At 70.1% G+C, this 19,731-nt stretch carries 19 protein-coding genes; 5 read left to right on the plus strand and 14 right to left on the minus strand.

The features are described 5' to 3' along the window. Positions 1-38: 38 nt before the first annotated feature. The 4 genes from ABD327_RS00295 to ABD327_RS00310 form a co-directional block, all read right to left on the minus strand. A complete protein-coding gene (locus ABD327_RS00295) occupies positions 39-1,328 on the minus strand; it encodes an ABC transporter permease (protein WP_344447981.1) in 1,290 nt (429 codons plus the stop codon). After that, positions 1,325-2,614: an ABC transporter permease gene (locus ABD327_RS00300; RefSeq protein WP_344447982.1), complete on the minus strand. Its 1,290-nt coding sequence runs from the start codon at positions 2,612-2,614 to the stop codon at positions 1,325-1,327. The genes ABD327_RS00295 and ABD327_RS00300 overlap by 4 nt, the downstream gene beginning before the upstream one ends. Beyond that, complete coding sequence (locus tag ABD327_RS00305; protein ID WP_344447983.1) at positions 2,607-4,127, minus strand: ABC transporter ATP-binding protein; 1,521 nt, start codon at positions 4,125-4,127, stop codon at positions 2,607-2,609. The genes ABD327_RS00300 and ABD327_RS00305 overlap by 8 nt, the downstream gene beginning before the upstream one ends. Before the next feature lie 122 nt (positions 4,128-4,249). Next, complete coding sequence (locus ABD327_RS00310; RefSeq protein ID WP_344447984.1) at positions 4,250-5,317, minus strand: BMP family lipoprotein; 1,068 nt, start codon at positions 5,315-5,317, stop codon at positions 4,250-4,252. Positions 5,318-5,548: 231 nt separating this feature from the next. Here ABD327_RS00310 and ABD327_RS00315 point away from each other — a divergent pair, with 231 nt between their 5' ends. The 4 genes from ABD327_RS00315 (at position 5,549) to ABD327_RS00330 (ending at position 10,304) form a co-directional block, all read left to right on the plus strand. Beyond that, a complete protein-coding gene (locus ABD327_RS00315) occupies positions 5,549-5,962 on the plus strand; it encodes a cytidine deaminase (RefSeq protein WP_344447985.1) in 414 nt (137 codons plus the stop codon). A 10-nt stretch (positions 5,963-5,972) separates the two neighbouring features. Next, on the plus strand, positions 5,973-7,250 hold the full coding sequence (locus ABD327_RS00320) for a thymidine phosphorylase (RefSeq protein ID WP_344447986.1): 1,278 nt from the start codon (positions 5,973-5,975) through the stop codon (positions 7,248-7,250). After that, on the plus strand, positions 7,247-8,329 hold the full coding sequence (locus ABD327_RS00325; protein ID WP_344447987.1) for an adenosine deaminase: 1,083 nt from the start codon (positions 7,247-7,249) through the stop codon (positions 8,327-8,329). Before ABD327_RS00320 ends, ABD327_RS00325 begins: the two co-directional genes overlap by 4 nt. Before the next feature lie 130 nt (positions 8,330-8,459). Further along, positions 8,460-10,304, plus strand: a complete 1,845-nt coding sequence (locus tag ABD327_RS00330) for a protein kinase domain-containing protein (protein WP_344447988.1) — start codon at positions 8,460-8,462, stop codon at positions 10,302-10,304. Between the two features lie 73 nt (positions 10,305-10,377). Here the strand turns inward: ABD327_RS00330 and ABD327_RS00335 are convergent, their stop codons facing one another. The 9 genes from ABD327_RS00335 to ABD327_RS00375 form a co-directional block, all read right to left on the minus strand. Then, positions 10,378-11,661, minus strand: coding sequence for an amidohydrolase (locus ABD327_RS00335; RefSeq protein WP_344447989.1), 1,284 nt, complete (start codon positions 11,659-11,661; stop codon positions 10,378-10,380). 55 nt (positions 11,662-11,716) lie between these two features. After that, positions 11,717-12,883, minus strand: coding sequence for a glutamate--cysteine ligase (locus tag ABD327_RS00340; RefSeq protein WP_344447990.1), 1,167 nt, complete (start codon positions 12,881-12,883; stop codon positions 11,717-11,719). Between the two features lie 365 nt (positions 12,884-13,248). Further along, positions 13,249-13,650, minus strand: a complete 402-nt coding sequence (locus tag ABD327_RS00345) for a TetR/AcrR family transcriptional regulator (protein WP_344447991.1) — start codon at positions 13,648-13,650, stop codon at positions 13,249-13,251. A gap of 78 nt (positions 13,651-13,728) precedes the next feature. Then, positions 13,729-14,190 (minus strand): hypothetical protein, encoded by a 462-nt coding sequence (locus tag ABD327_RS00350; protein WP_344447992.1) that lies wholly within the window; start codon positions 14,188-14,190, stop codon positions 13,729-13,731. After that, positions 14,187-14,897 (minus strand): ABC transporter ATP-binding protein, encoded by a 711-nt coding sequence (locus ABD327_RS00355; protein WP_344447993.1) that lies wholly within the window; start codon positions 14,895-14,897, stop codon positions 14,187-14,189. Before ABD327_RS00355 ends, ABD327_RS00350 begins: the two co-directional genes overlap by 4 nt. Next, positions 14,894-15,850 carry an efflux RND transporter periplasmic adaptor subunit gene (locus ABD327_RS00360; protein ID WP_344447994.1) on the minus strand — a complete coding sequence of 319 codons (957 nt, stop codon included), beginning with the start codon at positions 15,848-15,850 and terminating at the stop codon, positions 14,894-14,896. The genes ABD327_RS00355 and ABD327_RS00360 overlap by 4 nt, the downstream gene beginning before the upstream one ends. Positions 15,851-15,859: 9 nt before the next feature. After that, positions 15,860-17,107, minus strand: a complete 1,248-nt coding sequence (locus tag ABD327_RS00365) for an ABC transporter permease (protein WP_344447995.1) — start codon at positions 17,105-17,107, stop codon at positions 15,860-15,862. 204 nt (positions 17,108-17,311) lie between these two features. Beyond that, the gene (locus tag ABD327_RS00370) at positions 17,312-17,539 is read right to left on the minus strand and encodes a DUF397 domain-containing protein (protein ID WP_344447996.1); all 228 of its coding nucleotides are present in this window, start codon (positions 17,537-17,539) and stop codon (positions 17,312-17,314) included. A 17-nt stretch (positions 17,540-17,556) separates the two neighbouring features. Further along, positions 17,557-18,408: a helix-turn-helix domain-containing protein gene (locus ABD327_RS00375; protein WP_344447997.1), complete on the minus strand. Its 852-nt coding sequence runs from the start codon at positions 18,406-18,408 to the stop codon at positions 17,557-17,559. Positions 18,409-18,586: 178 nt separating this feature from the next. Between ABD327_RS00375 and ABD327_RS00380 the strand changes: the two genes are divergently transcribed. Beyond that, entirely contained in the window at positions 18,587-18,856 is a 270-nt protein-coding gene (locus ABD327_RS00380) for a hypothetical protein (RefSeq protein WP_344447998.1), read from the plus strand. Between the two features lie 350 nt (positions 18,857-19,206). On the opposite strand, the gene ABD327_RS00385 is transcribed toward ABD327_RS00380, so the two are convergent. After that, entirely contained in the window at positions 19,207-19,704 is a 498-nt protein-coding gene (locus tag ABD327_RS00385) for a hypothetical protein (RefSeq protein WP_344447999.1), read from the minus strand. Positions 19,705-19,731: the final 27 nt, after the last annotated feature.

Raw genomic sequence — 19,731 nt, forward strand, 5'->3', positions numbered from 1 at the left:
CTCCGAATCAGAGTGAGGGAGTTTCGGCAGGTCGGAGGTCATCCCTTGGTGTAGGGCTGGCCTCCGGCGGCGGGGCCGCGGGCGTGGCCGATGAGGCCCGCCACGGCGAAGACGGTGGCCAGGTAGGGGAGCATCGCGAGGAAGGACGTGGGGACGGGGGTCTGCAGCGGCTGGACGGCGTTGGACAGGCCGCCCGCGAAGCCGAAGAGGAGGGCCGCCCACATGGCGCCGACCGGGGACCAGCGGCCGAAGATGACGGCGGCCAGCGCGATGAAGCCCTGGCCCGCGGCCATGTTCTTGTTGAAGCTGATGTTCAGGCCGATGGTGAGCCAGACGCCGCCCAGACCCGCGATCAGGCCGCCCAGGAACATGTTCGCGTAGCGGGTCCTGATGACGTTGATGCCGACGGTGTCGGCCGCCGTGGGGTGCTCGCCGACGGAGCGGGTGCGCAGGCCCCAGCGGGTGTGGAACAGCGCGACGTGGACGACGACCAGGAGCACCGCCGTCAGGTAGACGAGGATGTTCTGGTCGAACAGCACCGGGCCGACCACGGGCAGCTGGGACAGCAGCGGGATCTTGATCTTGGCGAAGGCCAGGGCCTCGTTGTAGGAGGCGGTGTCGCTCTGCATGACACGCTCGTAGAAGAAGCCCGTCAGGCCGGTCGCCAGCATCGTCAGGACGACGCCCAGGACGACCTGCTCCACCAGGTAGCGCTGGGCGAAGACCGCCAGCAGCAGGCCGAACAGCGCGCCGGCCAGGCAGCCCGCGAACATGCCGGCCCACAGCGAGCCCGTCACGGACGCGGTGAAGGCCGCGGTGCACGCCCCCAGCAGGAACTGGCCTTCGATGCCCACGTTGATGACGCCGGAGCGTTCGCCCATGACGCCTGCCAGCGCGCCCAGGAGGAGCGGCACGGCGGCCAGGAGCGTCGCCTCCAGCACGGCCGCGAGGTTCAGGCTCTGCCCGGCCGCCGCCCAGGTGAGGAAGGCAAGCACGTAGCAGAACAGGAAGACGCCCGTCACCACGGCGTTGAGCCGTCGGGGCAGCGGCGCCGCCAGCTTCACCACGCCGCACAGCGCGGCCAGCACGGCCAGGACCAGCGCGACCGGCCCGGCCGGGAACGTCAGATCCGGCACCGTCAGGCCGGTGGCCGTGCTGAGGTTCAGCACGAACCTGGTGTCGACTCCGTCGGTGCGGCTGCCCAGGCCGAACGCCCAGGCCCCGTACAGCCCGACGACGATCATCGCGATGCCGCCGTAGAGGCGTCCGCGCGCCATGCCCGCCCCCGCGGGGGCGAGGCTCTCCGGCGGCAGAACCGTGGCCGTCATCCGTTCCATCCCTTCGAAGCGAGTGCGGCCTCGGATCCTCCGGCGCCCTTGAGGCGGAAGATGCCGCGGACCAGTGGCGGCGCGGCCACGAACAGCACGATGAGCGCCTGGAGGACCGTGACGAGTTCGAGGGAGATCCCGGCCGAGGCCTGCATGGCGCGGCCGCCGGCCTGCAGGGCGCCGAACAGGATCGCGGCGAAGACCGTCCCGACCGGAGAGGCCCGGCCCAGCAGCGCCACGGTGATGGCGGTGAAGCCCAGTCCCGCGTCGATGGAGGGGGTGAGCGCGTTGTTGGCGTTGGCGGTGCCCAGCACCTGGGTGGCGCCGACGATGCCCATCAGCCCGCCGGAGATGAGCATCGCCATGATCTGGCCCTTGCCCACGCTCATGCCGGCGGTGCGGGCGGCCGACGGGTTCGCGCCGACCGCGCGCAGCTCGAAGCCGAGGGTGGAGCGGTTCAGCAGCCACCGGCAGAAGAACACGGCGGCGATCGCGATCAGCAGGCCCGTGTGGAGCCGCAGGCTCCCGCCGCCCTCCGGCAGCCAGGACAGCAGCCTGGGCAGTTCGGCCGCCTCCGAGACCGACTTCGACAGCGGCTCGTAGCGCTCGTGGTTCTTGACCGCGTCCGTGGTGATCAGCCAGACCAGGAAGGAGACGGCCACGTAGTTGAGCATGATCGTGACGATCACCTCGTGCGCGCCCGTCCGGGCCTTGAGGAACCCGACCAGCGCGCCGTAGAGGGCGCCGCCGGCGATGCCGGCCAGCACCGAGAGCACCGCCGCGACGACGACGGGCCCCTCCAGCGAGAAGCCGACCGCGGCCGCGCAGATCGCCCCCATGATCAGCTGTCCCTGGCCGCCGATGTTGAACAGGCCGGCGCGGAAGGCGAGCCCGATGGCCAGGCCGCCGAGCAGCAGCGGGGTCGCCTCGGTGAGCGTCTCGCTGAACGGCCCGATCGCGGTGGCCACGTTCCAGGAGCTGTCCGGGTTCCAGATCGCGCCGCGGAACAGGGCGCCGTACGCCTCGCCGACCGCGGCCCAGGAGGCCGACAGCGCGTCGCCCGGCGCGGAGAAGAAGTACGAGAAGGTGCCTCGCACCTCCTCGTCGGAGACGATGATGAGGATCGCGCCGAAGAACAGCGCGAGGACGACGGCCAGCACGGTGACCAGCAGGGAGCCGTCGACGATCTCGTCCACGACCCGCTTGAGACCATGGGGGGGCGGCGGCGTCCTCCCGCTCTCGGGCGTCGCGGGCGCCGGCTTCTTCTCGGTCGGCTGTTCACTCATCGACGACGTCCTCGGGGTTCGCTCCGGCCATGAGCAGGCCGATCTTCTCCGTGGAGGTGTCCGCGGGCACGACGGCCACGATCTTCCCCCCGTACATCACCGCGACGCGGTCGGACAGCGACATGACCTCGTCCAGTTCGGTGGAGATCAGCAGGACGGGGCGCCCCTGGTCCCGCTCCCTGATGATCCGCTGGTGGATGAACTCCATCGCGCCGACGTCCACGCCGCGGGTCGGCTGGGAGATCAGCAGCATGCGCAGCGGCCGGGACATCTCCCTGGCCACCACGACCTTCTGCTGGTTGCCGCCGGAGAGCCTGCCGACGGGCTGATCGATGGAGGTGGTGCGGATGTCGAACTCCTCGACCCGCTCCGCGGCGTTGCGCCGGACCGCCTTGAGGTCCATCGAGCCCCGCCGTCCGAACTCCGGCCGGTCGTACAGGTCGAGGACGAGGTTCTCGGCGACGCTCGAGGTGCCGACGAGCCCGTCGTGGCCGCGGTCCTCGGGGACGAAGCCGAGCCCGGCGCGCAGCCGGTCCCGCGGGCTCTTCGCGGACAGGTCGACGCCGTCCAGCACGATCGAGCCGTGTTCCGGGGTGATCAGGCCGAGGATCGCCTGGGCGAGCTCGGTCTGCCCGTTGCCCTGGACGCCCGCGACGCCGAGGACCTCTCCGGGCATGATGTCGAAGCCGATCCCGTCCACGACGGCCTGTCCGGCCAGGTTGCGGACGGTCAGGTCGCGGACGGAGAAGGCGGGTCCGGCGCTCGAGGCCCTGGCGGGGGTCTTCTCCACCCGCAGCCGGACCTGGCGGCCGACCATCAGCGAGGCCAGCTCGGCCTCGGAGGCGTCCGGGGTGGCGGTCCCGACGACCTTCCCGCGCCGGATCACGGTGATCCGGTCGGCGATCGCCTTGACCTCCTTGAGCTTGTGGGTGATGAAGACGATGGCCGTCCCCGCCTCGCGCAGCCGGCGCATGACGGTGAACAGCTCCCGCGTCTCCTGCGGGGTGAGGACGGCGGTGGGCTCGTCCAGGATGAGGACCTTCGCGTCCCGGGTGAGCGCCTTGACGATCTCGACGCGCTGCTGCACGCCGACGGGCAGGTCGCCGACGGTGGCGTCGGGGTCGACGGCCAGGCCGTAGCGCTCGGAGACCTCGCGGACGTGCCCGCGGGCAGATCTGTGGTCGAGGAAGGGGCCCTTGACCCGCTCGTCGCCGAGCATGACGTTCTCGGCGACGGTGAAGACGGGCACGAGCATGAAGTGCTGGTGGACCATCCCGATCCCGGCGTTGATCGCCGAGCGCGGCCCGTCCAGCCGCAGCGGCTTTCCGTTGATCCGGATCTCGCCCTCGTCGGGCTGGTAGAGCCCGTAGAGGATGTTCATCAGCGTCGACTTGCCCGCGCCGTTCTCGCCGAGCAGGCAGTGGATCTCGCCCGGCCTGACCTCGAGGTCGATCGCGTCGTTGGCCACCAGCGCGCCGAAGCGCTTGGTGATGCCCCGCAGTTCAAGTGCCACCCTGGATCCTCTCCGGAAAACCGTGGGGCGAAGTGGTGTGCCCGGTGGTCCGGCCCGCCATGCCCGTGTCATTCGCGGACGGGGCGGGAGCTCTCGCTCCCGCCCCGTCCCCACTCCGAAGGTCAGCCCTTGGGCTGCGACGACGAAGTGATCTTGATCGTGCCGGCGACGATGTCGGCCTTGATCTTGTCCAGCTCGGACTTCAGGTCGGCCGGGACCTTGCTGTCGAACTCGTGGAACGGGGCCAGGCCCGTGCCGCCGTTCTCCAGGTCGCCCAGGTAGGAGCCGGTCAGCTCGCCCTTGGAGCCCTTGACCACGGCCTCCTCGACGGCGCCCTTCATGTTCTTCTGCACCGAGGTGAGGAAGACGTCGCAGTACTGCGCGGCGGACTCGCAGCCGTCGGTGTCGACCCAGATCACGTTGACCTTGCCGCCGGTCTCCTTGGCCGCGGCCGCGGCGCCCAGGCCGGTGCCGCCCGCGACCGGGAAGATGATGTCGGCGCCCTGCTCGATGAAGTTCTTGGTGATGCTCTTGCCCTTGGCCTGGTCGTTGAAGTGGTTGGCCATCGAGCCGCTCTTGGGCTTGGTCTCGTCCCAGCCCAGGACCTTGACGTCCTTGCCCTTCTCCTTGTTGTAGTGCTGGACGCCCTCCCAGAAGCCGTCCATGAAGATGGTGACGGGGCCGATCGGCAGACCGCCGAAGGTGGCGACCTTCCCGGTCTTGCTCATGCCCGCGGCGAGGTAGCCGGCGAGGAAGGAGCTCTCGGCGGTGTTGAACTCCATGCCGTAGATCTTCTTGCCGTCCACCGACGCGGAGTCGACGATCGCGAACTGCTGGTCCGGGTGCTGCTCGGCCGCCGCGGTGGTGGCCTCGCCCATCAGGCCGCCGACGGTGACGATGAGCTTGCAGTTCTCACCGACCAGGCGGTTGATGTTGGGCACGTAGTCGTTCTCACTGGAGGAGGCGACGAACTTCTCCGCTCCCCCGACCTGCTTGGCACCGGCCTGCACGCCGGCCCAGGAGGCCGCGTTGAAAGAACGGTCGTCGATGCCGCCGGTGTCGGTGACCATGCAGGTCTTGTAGTCGGAGTTGCCGGTGGCGACCTTCTCCTCGTTCGGCTTCTCCCCGCACGCGGCGACCAGCAACGCCAGGCCGGCCATCCCGGCAGCAAGCCGGATCCCCTTGGACACTTTGCCTCCATGTTTGACGAGCTACGGCAACTCTTGCCCAGCCAGTGCGGTACTCAGGTTCACCGTCCGTGGCCGCGAACGTCGATATGTCCCATCAAGTTGTGGGCATACCGTTACGGAATAGCCGCGTTTAGGCGATCGATACCGTCATACGTGTGACGATAACCTTACGCCCTGTTTGCCAGAAAAGGCGACCCCCTCTGACCTGGGAGACCGTATTACGCTCACCACATGGAAGAGATCGACTGGGCTCCGCTCCGCACCGCCGCCCGGGCCGCCATGACGCGCGCCTACGTCCCCTACTCCCGCTTTCCCGTGGGCGCCGCCGGGCTGACCTCCGACGGCAGGATCGTCACCGGCTGTAATGTCGAGAACGCCTCGTTCGGTCTCACTCTGTGTGCCGAATGCAGCCTCGTTTCGGCGCTTCACGGTGCCGGAGCGTCCGACGAGCTCACTTTCAGTGAGACCCCCCGGCTCGTCGCCGTCTCGGTGGTCGACCGCGACGGCTCCCCTCTCACCCCCTGTGGCCGGTGCCGCCAGCTGCTCCACGAGCACGGCGGGCCCGCGCTGCTCCTCGAGACGTCCGCCGGAGTGAAGCGGCTCCGCGACTACCTGCCCGACGCGTTCGGGCCCGAATACCTGTAGGGAAGGTTTGATGGACGCCATCGAGGTGATCGTCGCCAAGCGCGACGGCGCCGAGCTGAGCACCCCCCAGATCGACTGGGTGATCGAGCACTACACATCCGGGGCGGTGGCGCACGAGCAGATGGCCGCGCTGAACATGGCCATCCTGCTCAACGGCATGTCCCGGCGCGAGATCGTCGACTGGACCAGGGCGATGATCCGCAGCGGCGAGCGCATGGACTGGGACGCGCTGGACCGGCCCACCACCGACAAGCACTCCACCGGGGGCGTCGGCGACAAGATCACGCTTCCGCTGGCCCCGGCGGTGGCCGCCTGCGGCGGCGCGGTGCCCCAGTTGTCGGGCCGCGGGCTCGGCCACACCGGCGGCACCCTCGACAAGCTGGAGTCGATCCCCGGCTGGCGGGCACACCTCACCAATGAGGAGATGCTGTCGGTGCTGCGGGAGGCGGGCTCGGTGATCTGCGCGGCGGGAGAGGGCCTGGCCCCGGCGGACCGCAAGCTGTACGCGCTGCGGGACGTCACCGGCACCGTGGAGTCCATCCCGCTGATCGCCTCGTCGATCATGTCGAAGAAGATCGCCGAGGGGACGTCCGCGCTGGTCCTGGACGTGAAGGTCGGCGCGGGCGCGTTCATGAAGACCCCCGAGCGGGCCCACGAGCTGGCCCGCACCATGGTCGAGCTCGGCCTGGACGCCGGGGTGAAGACCGTGGCGCTGCTCACCGCGATGGACCGCCCGCTCGGCAACACCGCGGGCAACGCGCTGGAGGTCGCCGAGTCGGTGGAGGTGCTGGCCGGAGGCGGCCCCGCCGACGTGGTGGAGCTCACGGTCGCGCTCGCCCGGGAGATGCTCGACGCCGCGGGCCTGGCGGGCAAGGACCCCGAGGACGCGCTGCGGGACGGCTCGGCGATGGACTGCTGGCGGCGGATGATCATCGCCCAGGGCGGCGACCCGGACGCCCCGCTGCCCACCGCCCGCGAGACGCACACCATCACCGCCTCGGCCTCCGGGGTGCTCACCCGCCTCGACGCCTACGCCGTCGGCCTCGCCGCCTGGCGGCTCGGCGCGGGACGGGCCCGCAAGGAGGACCCGGTGAGCGCGGGCGCCGGCGTCGTCTGGCACGCCCGGCCCGGCGAACACGTCACCTTCGGCCAGCCCCTGTTCACCCTGCACTCCGACGACCCGACCCGGTTCGAGCGCGCCCTCGCGGCCCTGGACGGCTCCTTCGACCTGGTGGAGCACGGAACGCCCGACCTGCTGCCCCTCATCATCGAAAGGATCGACTCGTGACGAGCCGGAAGCCGACACTCGAAGAGATCCGGCGCGCGCCCAAGGTCCTCCTCCACGACCACCTGGACGGCGGCCTGCGCCCCTCCACCGTCGCCGAACTCGCCGACCTGCACGGCTACACCGGCCTGCCCGAGGCAGAACCGGAGGCGCTGAGCCGGTGGTTCCGCAACGCGTCCGACAGCGGGTCGCTGGAGCGCTACCTGGAGACGTTCACCCACACGGTGGCCGTCATGCAGACACCCGAGGCGCTCTACCGCGTCGCCTACGAGTGCGCCGAGGACCTCGCCGCCGACGGCGTCGTCTACGCGGAGGTCCGCTACGCGCCCGAGCAGCACCTGACCCAGGACCTGTCCCTGGAGGCCGTCGTCGAGGCCGTCAACGCGGGCTTCGAGGACGGCGGACGCGAACACGGCATCCTCGTCCGCTCCCTGCTGACGGCCATGCGCCACCAGGCCCGCAGCCGCGAGATCGCCGAACTGGCCGTCCGCTACCGCGACCACGGCGTGGCCGGGTTCGACATCGCCGGGGCCGAGGCGGGCAACCCGCCGACCCGCCACCTCGACGCCTTCGAGTACCTCCAGCGGGAGAACTCGCACTTCACCATCCACGCGGGCGAGGCGTTCGGGCTGCCCTCCATCTGGCAGGCCATCCAGTGGTGCGGCGCCGACCGGCTCGGCCACGGCGTCCGCATCATCGACGACATCAGCGAGGACGGCGCGAAGCTCGGCCGGCTCGCCGACTACGTCCGGGACCAGCGCATCCCGCTGGAGATGTGCCCCACGTCCAACGTGCAGACGGGCGCCGCCCGGTCCATCGCCGCCCACCCGATCGGGCTGCTCACCCGGCTGCGGTTCCGGGTGACGGTCAACACCGACAACAGGCTGATGAGCGGGACCACCCTCTCGGAGGAGTTCGCCCGGCTCGTCGAGGCCTTCGACTACGGCTGGGAGGACCTGCGCTGGTTCACCATCAACGCCATGAAGTCGGCCTTCCTGCACTTCGACGAGCGGCTCGCCCTCATCGACGACGTCCTCAAGCCGGGTTTCGCCTCCCTGGAGAACGGGCGGACCACGGCCTGAACCCGGGCGGAGGGGGGCTCCGTCCGGGTCCGGAACGTCCGGTTCCCTCCACTCGGGTCGCCCCGGGTCGCTAGCATTACGCCGCGGCTGGTTACGCGCACCGTCTTCCGCATCCCCCCGAGGTGACTCAATGCGACCCTTCGAACCCGGCGATCCCGGACTCGTCGGCGGGCTCTGGCTCAGCGGACGGCTGGGGGAGGGTCCGCTCGGCGTGGTCTTCCTGGGGCAGCAGGCGGACGGGACCAAGGTCGCGGTCAAACTGCTGCACGCCCACCTGACCGAGGACCCCGCCATCTGGGAGTCCTACCAGGGGGCGATGGAGGCGGTCGTCCGGATCTCGGTCCCGAACACCGCCCGCGCCCTATCCACCGGGCTGGTCGGCGCCCGGCCCTTCCTCATGTCGGAGTACGTCGAGGGCATCCCCCTGCCCGACATCCCCGAGCCCTTCTCCGCCGCCGAGCTGGAACGGCTCGCGGTGCGGACGGCGACCGCCCTGGCCGGCCTGCACGCCGCCGGGATCCCGCACGGCGCGCTGCGCCCGTCCAACGTCATCATGAGCGCGCAGGGCGCCGTCCTCACCGACTACGGGCTCACCCCGGGCGGGGGGCGGGCGCTCTCCGCCGACCTGCCCGACTGGGCGCGGCTCGTCCAGTCCGCCGCGGGCGAGCAGGAGCTGCCTCCCCGGCTGCGCACCCTCACCGAGGCGTGCCTGTCGGCGGTGCCGCCGTCCGCCTCCGAGCTGCTGCGGCAGCTCACCGCCCCCTCCTCCGACCCGGGCGTGACCGTCGCCGAACTCGCCGCGCCGCCCGCGGCCTTCGGACGTCCGGCGCCCGAACCCGAGATCCCCGCGGAGGACGGCCCGCAGGATCTCGTCCCGCCGAGGCCGGAGGAGCCCGAGGCCCCCCGGATCGAGCTGACGGTCACCGCCTTCGACTCCCCGCTGGGCCCCCCGCCGATGGCCAGCGACCCGGCGAACCCCGTCGTCGTCGCCGCCGCGATGCCCGCCGCGGACCAGACCGTGTTCGACCCCGTCTCCCCTCCCGTGGCCGAACAGACCATGTTCGACTCCGTCTCCCCGCCCTCCGCCTCCGGCTCTGGTTGGGCGATGGAGACCCGGGTGGAGCCGATGCCGGGCGCCCTGGCGGAGCCCGGCCCCATGGCCGGTCCCGGCCCCATGGCCGAGCCCGCCTTCGGCGTGCCGGAGGCCGCGCCGCTGCCGCAGCCTCCCGCCCCCTCCTTCGACGTCCCCCCGCCGTGGGCGGGAGAGGGCTCGGACGGGCGCGGCGCCAAGCGCTCGCTGCTGGTGGTGGCCGCCTCGGTGACCGTGGCGCTGCTGCTCGTCGGCGTCTTCGCCGTGACCAGGGGCGGCGGGGAGGCCGACCCGCAGCCCGTCGCCGCCAAGACGGGGATAGCCGCCACCGAACAGCCCACCGCCGAACCTGCGCCCACGGAGCAGCCCTCCGAGATCCCCACGGCCCCGGCGAAGTCGCAGAAGAACGGCGGCTCGCCCACCCCGAAGCCGAAGAAGACCGCCACCCCGACCCCCACCCCGAGCAAGAAGAAGCCCAAGCCGCCGCGGAACCTGCTCACCAACAACGGGTTCGAGAGCGGGTTCGGCAAGTGGGAGCCCCGCGCCGCGACCTTCATCGGCGCCAAGGCCGCCCACTCCGGCAAGCGCGCCGTGCTGCTGCAGGCCGGCAACGGCTACGACGCCGCCGTCGAGTACGTGGCGACCGGCCTCAAGCCGAACACCGCCTACGTGGTCGTCGGCTGGGTGACCGCCGACGTCGGCGCCACCTTCATCGGCGCCAAGGACTTCGGCCCGGAGTCCAGGTACGTCAGCTCCGGCTCCAAGAAATGGACCCGGTTGAGCGTGACCTTCAAGACCGGCGGGGGCACCACCGCCCGCATCTACTGCTGGCGCGACGTCCCCGGCAACGGGGCCTGCGACGACATGGCCCTCTACCGGCGCTGACCTGGAGCGACGCGAAGGCCCGGCACCCCTCGGGTGCCGGGCCTTCGTCCGTCTCGCCGGGCGTCGCCGCCCGTCAGGCGCGGGAGTCCTCCAGGCCGGTGGGGACGGCCGAGCCGGGAAGCTCGCACAGCGCGGTCAGCACGGTCGCGACGAGGATCTTGACGCCGACCGGGATGCAGGACTCGTCCACGTCGAAGTCGCCGCGGTGCAGGTCGTACTCGGGGCCGCCGGGGGTGCGCACGCCGAGCCGGCCGTAGGCGCCGGGGATCGACTCCAGGTAGTAGCCGAAGTCGTCGCCGCCCAGGCTCTGCGGGGCGGTCACCACCTTGTCCGGCTGCTCCAGCACCAGGGCGCCGGCGTCCTTGAACATCTGGACGCTGGCCTGGTCGTTGACGGTCGGCGGCACGCCCCGGACGTACTCCAGGGAGGCCTCCACCTCGTAGGCCCCGGCGACGGAGTGCAGCAGGGCCCGCATCAGCTCGGGGGCCCGGTGCCAGGCCTCGTCGTCCAGGCAGCGCACGGTGCCCTCGGCCAGCCCCTGGTCGGGGATGGCGTTGGCGACCGAGCCCGCGTTCATCCGGCCCCAGACCAGGCTGAGGCTGGAGCGGGGGTCCACCCTGCGGGACAGGGCGGCGGGCAGCTCGGTGACGATCTTCGCCAGCGCGTAGACGAGGTCCGCGGTCAGGTGCGGCCGGGCGGTGTGCCCGCCGGGCCCGTTGACCTTGACGTAGACCTTGTCGCAGGCCGCAGTGATCGGGCCGGTGCGCACGCCGAGCTGGCCGACCTCGAACTTGGGCTCGCAGTGCAGGCCGAAGATCCGGTTCACCCCGACCAGCCCGCCGGCCGCCAGGATGTCCAGCGCCCCGCCGGGGTTCTCCTCCGCGGGCTGGAACAGCAGCCGCACCCGGCCCGGGAGCAGCCCCAGGGCGGCCTGGCGGGCCAGGAACAGCCCGGCGCCCAGCACGACCGTGGTGTGCACGTCGTGCCCGCAGGCGTGGCTCAGGCCGGGGACCGTCGAGGCGTAGGGGACGTCCTTCTCATCCGGCAGCGGCAGGGCGTCGATGTCGGCGCGCAGCGCCACCATCGGGCCGCAGTCGGGCCCGATGTCGCAGATGACGCCGGTCCCCTTGGGCAGCACCCGCGGTTCCAGCCCCGCCTCCTTGAGGCGCTCCACCAGCCGTTCGGTGGTGCGGAACTCGGTGTACCCGAGTTCGGGATGCATGTGCAGATCGCGGCGGAACCCGATCAGATCGTCGGCGTTCAGGTCGAGGTAGGCCGCCAGCTGCTTGCGCAGGTCTGGATCCTCGTCCGCCGGCGAGTCCAGGGACGGCATCACCCCTGGATGAGTCTGCGTCATGTGCGCCCCCTCAGGCGTGGCACTTCTCGTCGTATCGGTCTGTTCGGGGGGCTCCTCAGGTCGTCCCTGCATGGACCACCTCCCGTGGGCCGACGAACCTGTTCTCCGCGAACTCCATGATCGTCGCGGAGACGACGTCCTCCAGGCTGCCGCCCTCGGCGCGGATCGCGCGCTGACGCTCGTACGGGGCGCCGTGCTCCAGGACCTCACCGATCACCTTGAGCTCTTCGGCGCACCCGAGGCGGTCTGCCACGGGAGCGAGCTCAGAGGCGAGTTCGTACAGCTCGTCACGGAGCGGCGCGGTACGTCCGTAGTCATCGGTGATGATGATGGCGTCGAGCCCGTATCGGGTCGCTCGCCATTTATTATCGCGGACAACCCACGTCGCCGGGCGCGGAAGCGCATATCCGCGATCGATTTGCTGCTCGAAAAGCGTGACGAGGGACTGACACAACGCAGTAACCATCCCGACCTCACGCATTGTCGGGATCCCGTCGAACATGCGTACTTCAACGGTTCCGAAGTCCGGATGGGGGCGGATGTCCCACCAGACCTCCTTGATCGACCTGATCGTCCCGGCCCGCAGCAGCGTGTCCATGTACCCCTCGAACTCCGCCCAGTCCCCCAGGGAGTGCGGCGGGCCGGCGGTGGGCAGCGAGCCGAACACGATCGAGCGGCTGGAGGCCAGCCCGGTGTCGTGCCCCTTCCAGAACGGGCTGGAGGCGGTCAGCGCCAGGAAGTGCGGCAGGTAGGCCGAGAGCGCGTTGATGATCGGGATCGCCTTGTCCTGGTCGGTGACCCCCACGTGGACGTGCACCCCGAAGGTCTGGATCCGGCGGGCCAGCCACTGCATCTCCTCGATGAGCTCGGCGTACCGCTGGATCGGCGCCATGACCGCGTCCCGCCAGTCGCTGACCGGGTGGGTGCCGGTGCAGGCGAGCCGCATCTTGCGCGCCGCGGCCGCCTCGCGCAGCTGGGCGATCGAGGAGGACAGGTCGGCGACGATCTCCGACACCGTGAAGCAGGGGTCGGTGACGACCTCGATGGTCGACTCCATCAGCTCGTGCCGCAGCTTGGTGAACTTGCCCTCACTGAGCTGGGGGACGTCCGCGAGCACCTGCCCGGCGTCCTGCCGGAGCATCCTGCTCTCGTCGTCGACGAGCTGGAGTTCCCACTCCACCCCCAGGGTCGCGCCGCGAGACGGGTTGAAGCGAATGGTCACGGCAACCTCCGTAGACAATCCTTGCAGGTCGATGCGGAGCCCGTGGCGCGATCCGGCCAGTCCGCCCGCGTTCCTGGTAGAACCCAGGAACGATCTTGGCCGACCCGCCCCGGCACCGTCGCCAGACTGTCTGCCCGATCTACGAAGCTTCTATCCGGAAACCGCCTCCGGCGGGACGGAGATCACCATCCCGGCGATCCCCCTCAAGAAGCCCCCGCCGTCCCGCTCCCCGCCTCATCCGTCCAGACTATCCGCCGAGGACGACACAGGGGAATCGTGACTTTCTCCTGCCCCATACGGGATATTCAGCAATGTATCCCTATAAGTAACTATCAATACGAAATATTTCCCAGTGGGATACGCCCTCAACCAGCGGGGGAGAGCGCGTGGACCAGCCTCGCCACCAGCACCCGCGTCTCCTCGAAGGACGCCTCGCCCAAGGCCGGCGAGTCCGCTATCGAGCGCATCACCCCCATGCCGAGCAGCAGAGCGCCGATCAGCTCCACGCGCAGTTCGGCGTTCTCGCCCTCCAGCCGGTCGGTGAACTCCCGTAGGTACCCCTCGCACAGCTGAGTGCGCAACTGCTCGCGCACGGCGGGCCGGTTCGCCGAGCGGAGCATCACCAGGAGCGGATGCTCCCCGTCGAACATCTGCCAATCCCCGAAGACGACCTCCCGGAGCAGGGCGTCCGCGATGTGGACGGGCGGACGGGAAGGGTCGCCGGCGAGCCCCCGGGGGATCTCGGCCTGCACGGCCTCGGCGTACAACTTCTCCTTCGACCCGAAGTAAGCGCCTGGCGAAGGCGACGGAGGAACTGGTGGAGGCGGTCACACGCTGAAGCCGCGTCACGGACCGCGGAAGTAGGCCGCGGACGAACGGGTGCGCAGGAGCAGGACCGTCATCCCGCCCAGGAAGAGCAGGGGCGAGAAGAGCACCACGTCGAGGAGGGCCCATTCCGCGTTGCTGGGAACGCAGCCCTCGGGCGGGCATTCGTGGGAGAGCGTGTCGCACAGAAGGGTTCCGAGGAACAGCAGCTCCAGGCCGGCCGCCGTCGCGGTACCGGCCAGGACTCCCCTGCGCGCCTTGGCCGCGCCGGGCTCCAGGCGCAATGAGGAGACGAACATCCAGTGAGCCGCGATCACCGCGATCATCGCGACCGCCGCCCAGACCCAGAACGGGACCGAACTCCCGAAGAAACCGATCCACCCCAGGACCCCGAAGATCAGGAAAAGCGAGTGGATGACCGTCGCGGCCACCGCGCCGATCACGCTCCACGGGCGTTTCCGGCGCAGAAGGGGCAGGCTCACGACGCTGCTTCCGTCTGGGACTCGTCGATGTAGATGCGGCCGGCGTCCAGGGTGTAGAGGCGGTCGGCGCGGCGAGCCAGGACGTGGTCGTGGGTGACGAGGATGAGGGCGCGGCCGTCCTCCCTGGCGGTGTCGAAGAGGAGGTCCATGACCTGGGTCGCGGTGACCGGGTCCAGGGCTCCGGTGGGTTCGTCGGCCAGGATCAGGCGGGGGTCGCGGATGAGGGCGCGGGCGATGGCCACGCGCTGCTGCTCGCCGCCGGAGAGTTCGGACACCTTGGAGTGGAGGCGTTCGCCCAGGCCCACGCGGTTCAGGGCCTCGTCGGCCAGGGTGTAGCGGCGGCGCAGGGCCGAGCCGCCCTCGTAGAGGAGGGGGACGGCCACCTGCTGGCGGGCGGAGCGGCCGGACAGCAGGTTGAGCTGCTGGAACACGAAGCCGATCGTCTTTCCCCGCATGGAGGCGCGTTCCCGTTCGGGGAGCGTCGTGGTCTCCTTCCCGAAGAGGGAGATCCGCCCCTCATCCGGGCGTTCCAGCAGGCCGAGGATGTTCAGCAGGGTGGACTTCCCCGCGCCCGACAGGCCGACGATCGCGATCGAACCGCCGCTGGGGACGGTCAGGGAGATGTCGTCCAGGACGGTCAGCGGATCCTTCCTGCCCCTGAGCTTGAAGCGCTTGGTGACGCCCCCCAGCTCCACTGCGGCCGTCATCCGCGGCCCTGTTCCTTCTTGGGCCCGGAGAAGGCGGCGTCCTCGGGGGCGAGATCGAGGATCTTCTCCCCCACCTTCAGGCCGGACTTGATCTCGACCCTCTTGCCGTCGTTCAGGCCCAGTTCGACCTCGCGGCGGGTCTGCTCGCCGGACTCCCCGACGACCGTCACCCAGCCGGTCTCGGCCTTGCCGAGCACCGCCGCGAGCGGGACGACCGGAACGTTCTTCGCCTGGTCCGTGAGGACCGACATCTCGGCGGGCAGCCCGGGGAAGACCTTGCGGGACTCGGGGATGCGGCAGGAGACCTCGACCGCGGCCTTCTCGCCGCCGCCCGCTCCGTAGGAGATCAGCGGGCAGGAGAACGGCGCCGGGCCGTGGTCGATCTGCAGTTTGACGCCGCGGGGCTTGTTGTAGAGGCGGTAGATGTCCTTGGTCTCGACCTCGGCCACCGCGCGGAAACGTTCTCGGTCCACCGAGAACGCCACCTGGCCGGGGGCGACCGGAGAGCCGACATACGCCTGGATCTCCTTGACCTTCCCCGCCGCCGGAGCCGCCAGATACAGCGTCACGGGCTTGACGGGCTTGGGCTTGGCGCCCGGCTTGGCGGGCGCCTTCTGCTCGGGGGTGTGCTTGAACGCCAGGACGGCCTCGCCCTTGTTCACCCGCTGGCCCTTCTTCACCAGCACCTGGGTGACCGTCCCCTCCTTCTCCGGCCGGGCGGGCGTGGCCGGATCGGCCTCCACCACCGCCTTGAGCACGAGCCGCGCGACGATCGTCCCCTGGGCCACCTTGATCGTCTTGGGTGCCAGGTCGGGTACCGGCAGCGTCTCGGCCACCGGTTCGGGCGCGGCGGCGCCGTTGTTGGCCAGGTAGCCGGTGCCGAAGACCACCGCGCCGACCGCCAGCAGGATGCCCGCCTTGCCCGCGCGGTTGCCCGAGATTCCCAGTGCCATCAGTTCTCCTTAAGACCGGATCGCCCGGATAACGGATCGCTGCATCGCTCGCCAGGCCGGGATCAGCCCCGTGAAGACGCCCACGCAGACCGCCACGCCCAGCCCGAGCAGCGCCGCGTCCCAGGGGAAGGAGGTGTCGATGCCCTGCTCTGATATCCCGAAGTACCGGGACATCAGGATCCCCATCGCCGGTCCCTGCACGAGGTAGCCGGCGGACACCCCGGCGAGACCGGCCGCGAAGCAGACGATGAGCCCTTCGAGCAGCACCGTCAGGAAGAGGTCGGGCCCGGTCGCACCGAAGCAGCGGTGCACGCCGAACTCGCTGCGCCGCTGCCGGACCGCGAAGATCCCGAGCGCGATCACCGGCAGCGAGCCGAGCAGCAGCATCGCGGCGGTGACTCCCATCAGCAGGAGCCGAAGCTTGCCGCCGATCGCCATGAAGTTCCCGAAGGTCTTCTGGACGTGGATCTGGTCCACGCCCCACTTCGGCGCTTCCGCCTTGAGCCGCGTGATGGTCGCCGCGCTGTGCTCGGGTGCGATCCGCAGCTTGAAGGTCGGTTGATGGGTGGGCATCCCCATCTGCAGCATCGACGCGAAGGGAAGGTAGACCATCGGGATCTGCCCGGAGGGGCCCATCATCCCCCCGGCTCTCTCCTCGGCGAGCCCCACGATCCGGGCCTTCTGCCAGATCTCCCCTGCGGCGAACTCGATGCGGGCGCCGATCGCCTCCCGGGGATCCAGCCCGACCAGCCGCGCGAACCCCTCGGTGGCCACGATCGACGGTTCCAGCCGCACGTCGTCGGTGGCGTTGAACCATCGCCCCGCCTTCATCGACAGGTAATCGATCTCCTGCAACCGGTGGTCGGTCACGGTCAGCATGAATTTCGGCGGCCCGTTCATCGGCTGCGACTTGAACACCTGGCGGTCGGCCGTGCGGATCTGCGCCTGGCCGAACTGGAAATACGGCGAGTGCACGATCCCGAACCGTTGCAGCGAGTCCTTCATCGCCCGCAACGACTTCGCGGGCACCCCATCCGCGTTCATCCGCCGGAACTGCATGTCGAGCAGCATCGTGCCGGGACGCCCCGTCTGCTGTTCGAACAGATCCCGCGCCACCTGCTGGGTCACCCCGCCCACCGCTGCGACCACCGTCACCGTCGCCACCAGGCAGGCGACACAGAAAGCAGACAGAAGAACCCTGATCTTCCCGACCCTGATCTCCGCGAGCGCGGAGAGGAACATCCCCCTGATCGGCACAACGCCTCCTCAGGCCGAAGTGCCAACGATCTTGCGTCCGCTGCCCCGCTCACCGCAAGCAAAACCTTACGTGACGGAACTCACAAAACCATTAAAAAATGCATGCAACCGTAAATGGGAACGCTCCAACGACCATCCCCATCGCCGACGACACGAATCGCCGCTCTCCACCTCCGCGACCTCACGGAAAGTCGCGACCGGGATTCACTTTCCGAAAAAGTCGAACTCCCCTGCCCGCACACCTCGGACGAACGCCTCCCACTCACCCCGCGTATAGACGATCACCTCGGCCCCCGGCCGCAGGCTGTGCCGCACCGCGACGCGCTCAGAACCGTCCGCAAGAGGCCCCGCCTCCACGCATTCCGGTCCTCCGTTGGCGCTGAAGGTGCTGATGTGCCAGACAACGCCGGTCAGATCCTCGGGGGTGTCCATCCTGGCGCTCCTATTCCTCAGAGCAGACTCTCCGCGACCGACTCGATCATCTCCCGGGATTCCTCAGGGGAAAGGGCCGCGGCCTTGAGATAAGCATAGGAGCGGTCGTAGACATCGACATCTCGGCCTTCGAGATAAACCGCACTCGTCCGCATCTCGACCTGGACGGCCACAGGATAGGGCTCGACCATGTCGAGAATGGCGAAAGGACTCTCCGGGCTGGCATGAGGACCAGCGGAGAACGGCAGGATCCGGATGTCCACATGAGGACGCCGCGCCATCTCGCCGAGGTGGCGCAACTGCCGACGCATGACCCCCTTGTCCGTGAACCGCCGGAGCACGGCCTCGTCGAGGACGACGTCGAGAATCAGCGGTTCCGAACGCTCCAGGATGCGCTGCCGGTTCATCCGGAACTCGACCCACGGCTCGATCCGGTCCTCGGCCATGTCCGGCACGGCCGCCCGCATCACGGCCCTCGCATAGTCCTCGGTCTGAAGCAGCCCGGGAAAGACCGTCATGTGGAAGACCCTCATGCCCTGGGCCCGGGCCTCCAGCCAAGCATGATCGATGATCTTCGTGTCGGACTCGGACTCGTAGTCGTCCCACCAGCCCTTGCACCAGATGTCCCGGGAAAGCCGGTCGATTCCGTCCCGGACGCGGGGATCGTCCACCCCGTAGAGGTTGAGCAGGGCCATGGCGTCGGCGGAGCGGCAGGGGATGATCCCGGCCTCGATGCGGCTCACGGTGGCCTTGTCCCGCTGGAGGTACTCGCCCGTCTGACTGAGCGTCAGCCCCGCCCGCTCCCGGTACTCCCTGAGCCGCCTGCCGAGCCACTGGGCACGCAGGGTCGGGCCTTTCGCCGGACTCATCACCACTCCGATCACAGATCAGCAATCGATCTAGCACGCAACCTTGCGGACGATCACCGCAGGTGCGACTCTAACCCGTGACGAAGTGGCTACGCAGCGCTTCCGAGAAGAACAAGAGAGCCGGGACGGGCTCAGCTTGGCGGCGACCCGTCCCGGCGACACGTCGGAGAGGAACCACATGCCAGATCCCCGCTCCGACGTCTCGTCTGTGTACCACGCAGCGGACGACGACGTCATCAGCGCACCACGCCGTTTCGCCCTGATCGCCGACTACGACGACGAGCACGGCCATCCCCGCCGCGACCTCGCCTACTACGGCCTCGCCCTGCCGGACGGCGGCTTCACCACCCTCCTGCCCGACGGCCGCCCCCACGGCCGGTGGACCGACCCGTCCCGCCTCTGCGACCTCCTCGGCCTGGAGCTCGTCTGGCTCGACGCCCTGCCCTGAAATACGCCACCAGGTGCCACCGACCGGCGAGGTCCACGTGCGGGCTCCCGCAGGAGGGGCGCCGCGCGGAGAGCACCGCGCGCGCGGCGTGGTCGGCACCCTGCGGCTGGGCATGATGGGATGCTCGGCCACGAGTTCGCCCCCGTCACCTGCTACTACTCCCATCCGGGCATCGCTCTCGTCCCGATCGCCGATGTCCGAAGACCCGCGTGTAGAAGGCGACGGAGCGGTCCAGGGGCATCACCCTCGTCCCGATCGCCGATGTCCCCGCCACCGAGTGGTCCCTTGTCTGGTCCACCGCCCGCGAGACCCCCTGGTCCGCGCCTTCACCGCCGCGGCCCGCGCGACGCTCACCGAACCCGTCGCCATCCCCCGCCGACCCGCGGAGACGAGTTCGGCGCTCGGAGGTGGGCGGCCACCGAGCGGGTGCGGAGAAGCACGATCGCGGCCGCTCCCAGCATGATCAAAGGGGTGCAGGTGATCGCCGCCAGCCAGGCGAGCCGCTCGAACTCGGCGGCGGACTCAGCGGACGGGCCTTCGGTGGAGAGCGCGATCCCCGCCAGGGCCCCCAGCACCAGCAGTTCCACCCCGATCCCCGCAGCCGCACCCGACATCCCGGCCCTCCGCGCCCAGGCGGCGCGGATCGCCAGACCCCACGTGGAGGCCAGAAGACCGCCCGAGGCCCCGAGCAGGACCACCCCCAGCAGCGCCATGCCCGGACCGCCCGGCCCGAACATCAGCGTCACCAGCGCACCACCCGCTCCCAGGACCAGGCCGTGCAGGACCATCGTGATCGCCGCGGCCGTCACCGTCCGCGGCCGCCTCTCCCCCGGCACCGGTCGGCTCATGACGGCCCTCCCCATAGACCCCGTTTC

The organism is Actinocorallia aurantiaca, assembly GCF_039533685.1.
GTDB classification, from domain to species: domain Bacteria; phylum Actinomycetota; class Actinomycetes; order Streptosporangiales; family Streptosporangiaceae; genus Actinocorallia; species Actinocorallia aurantiaca.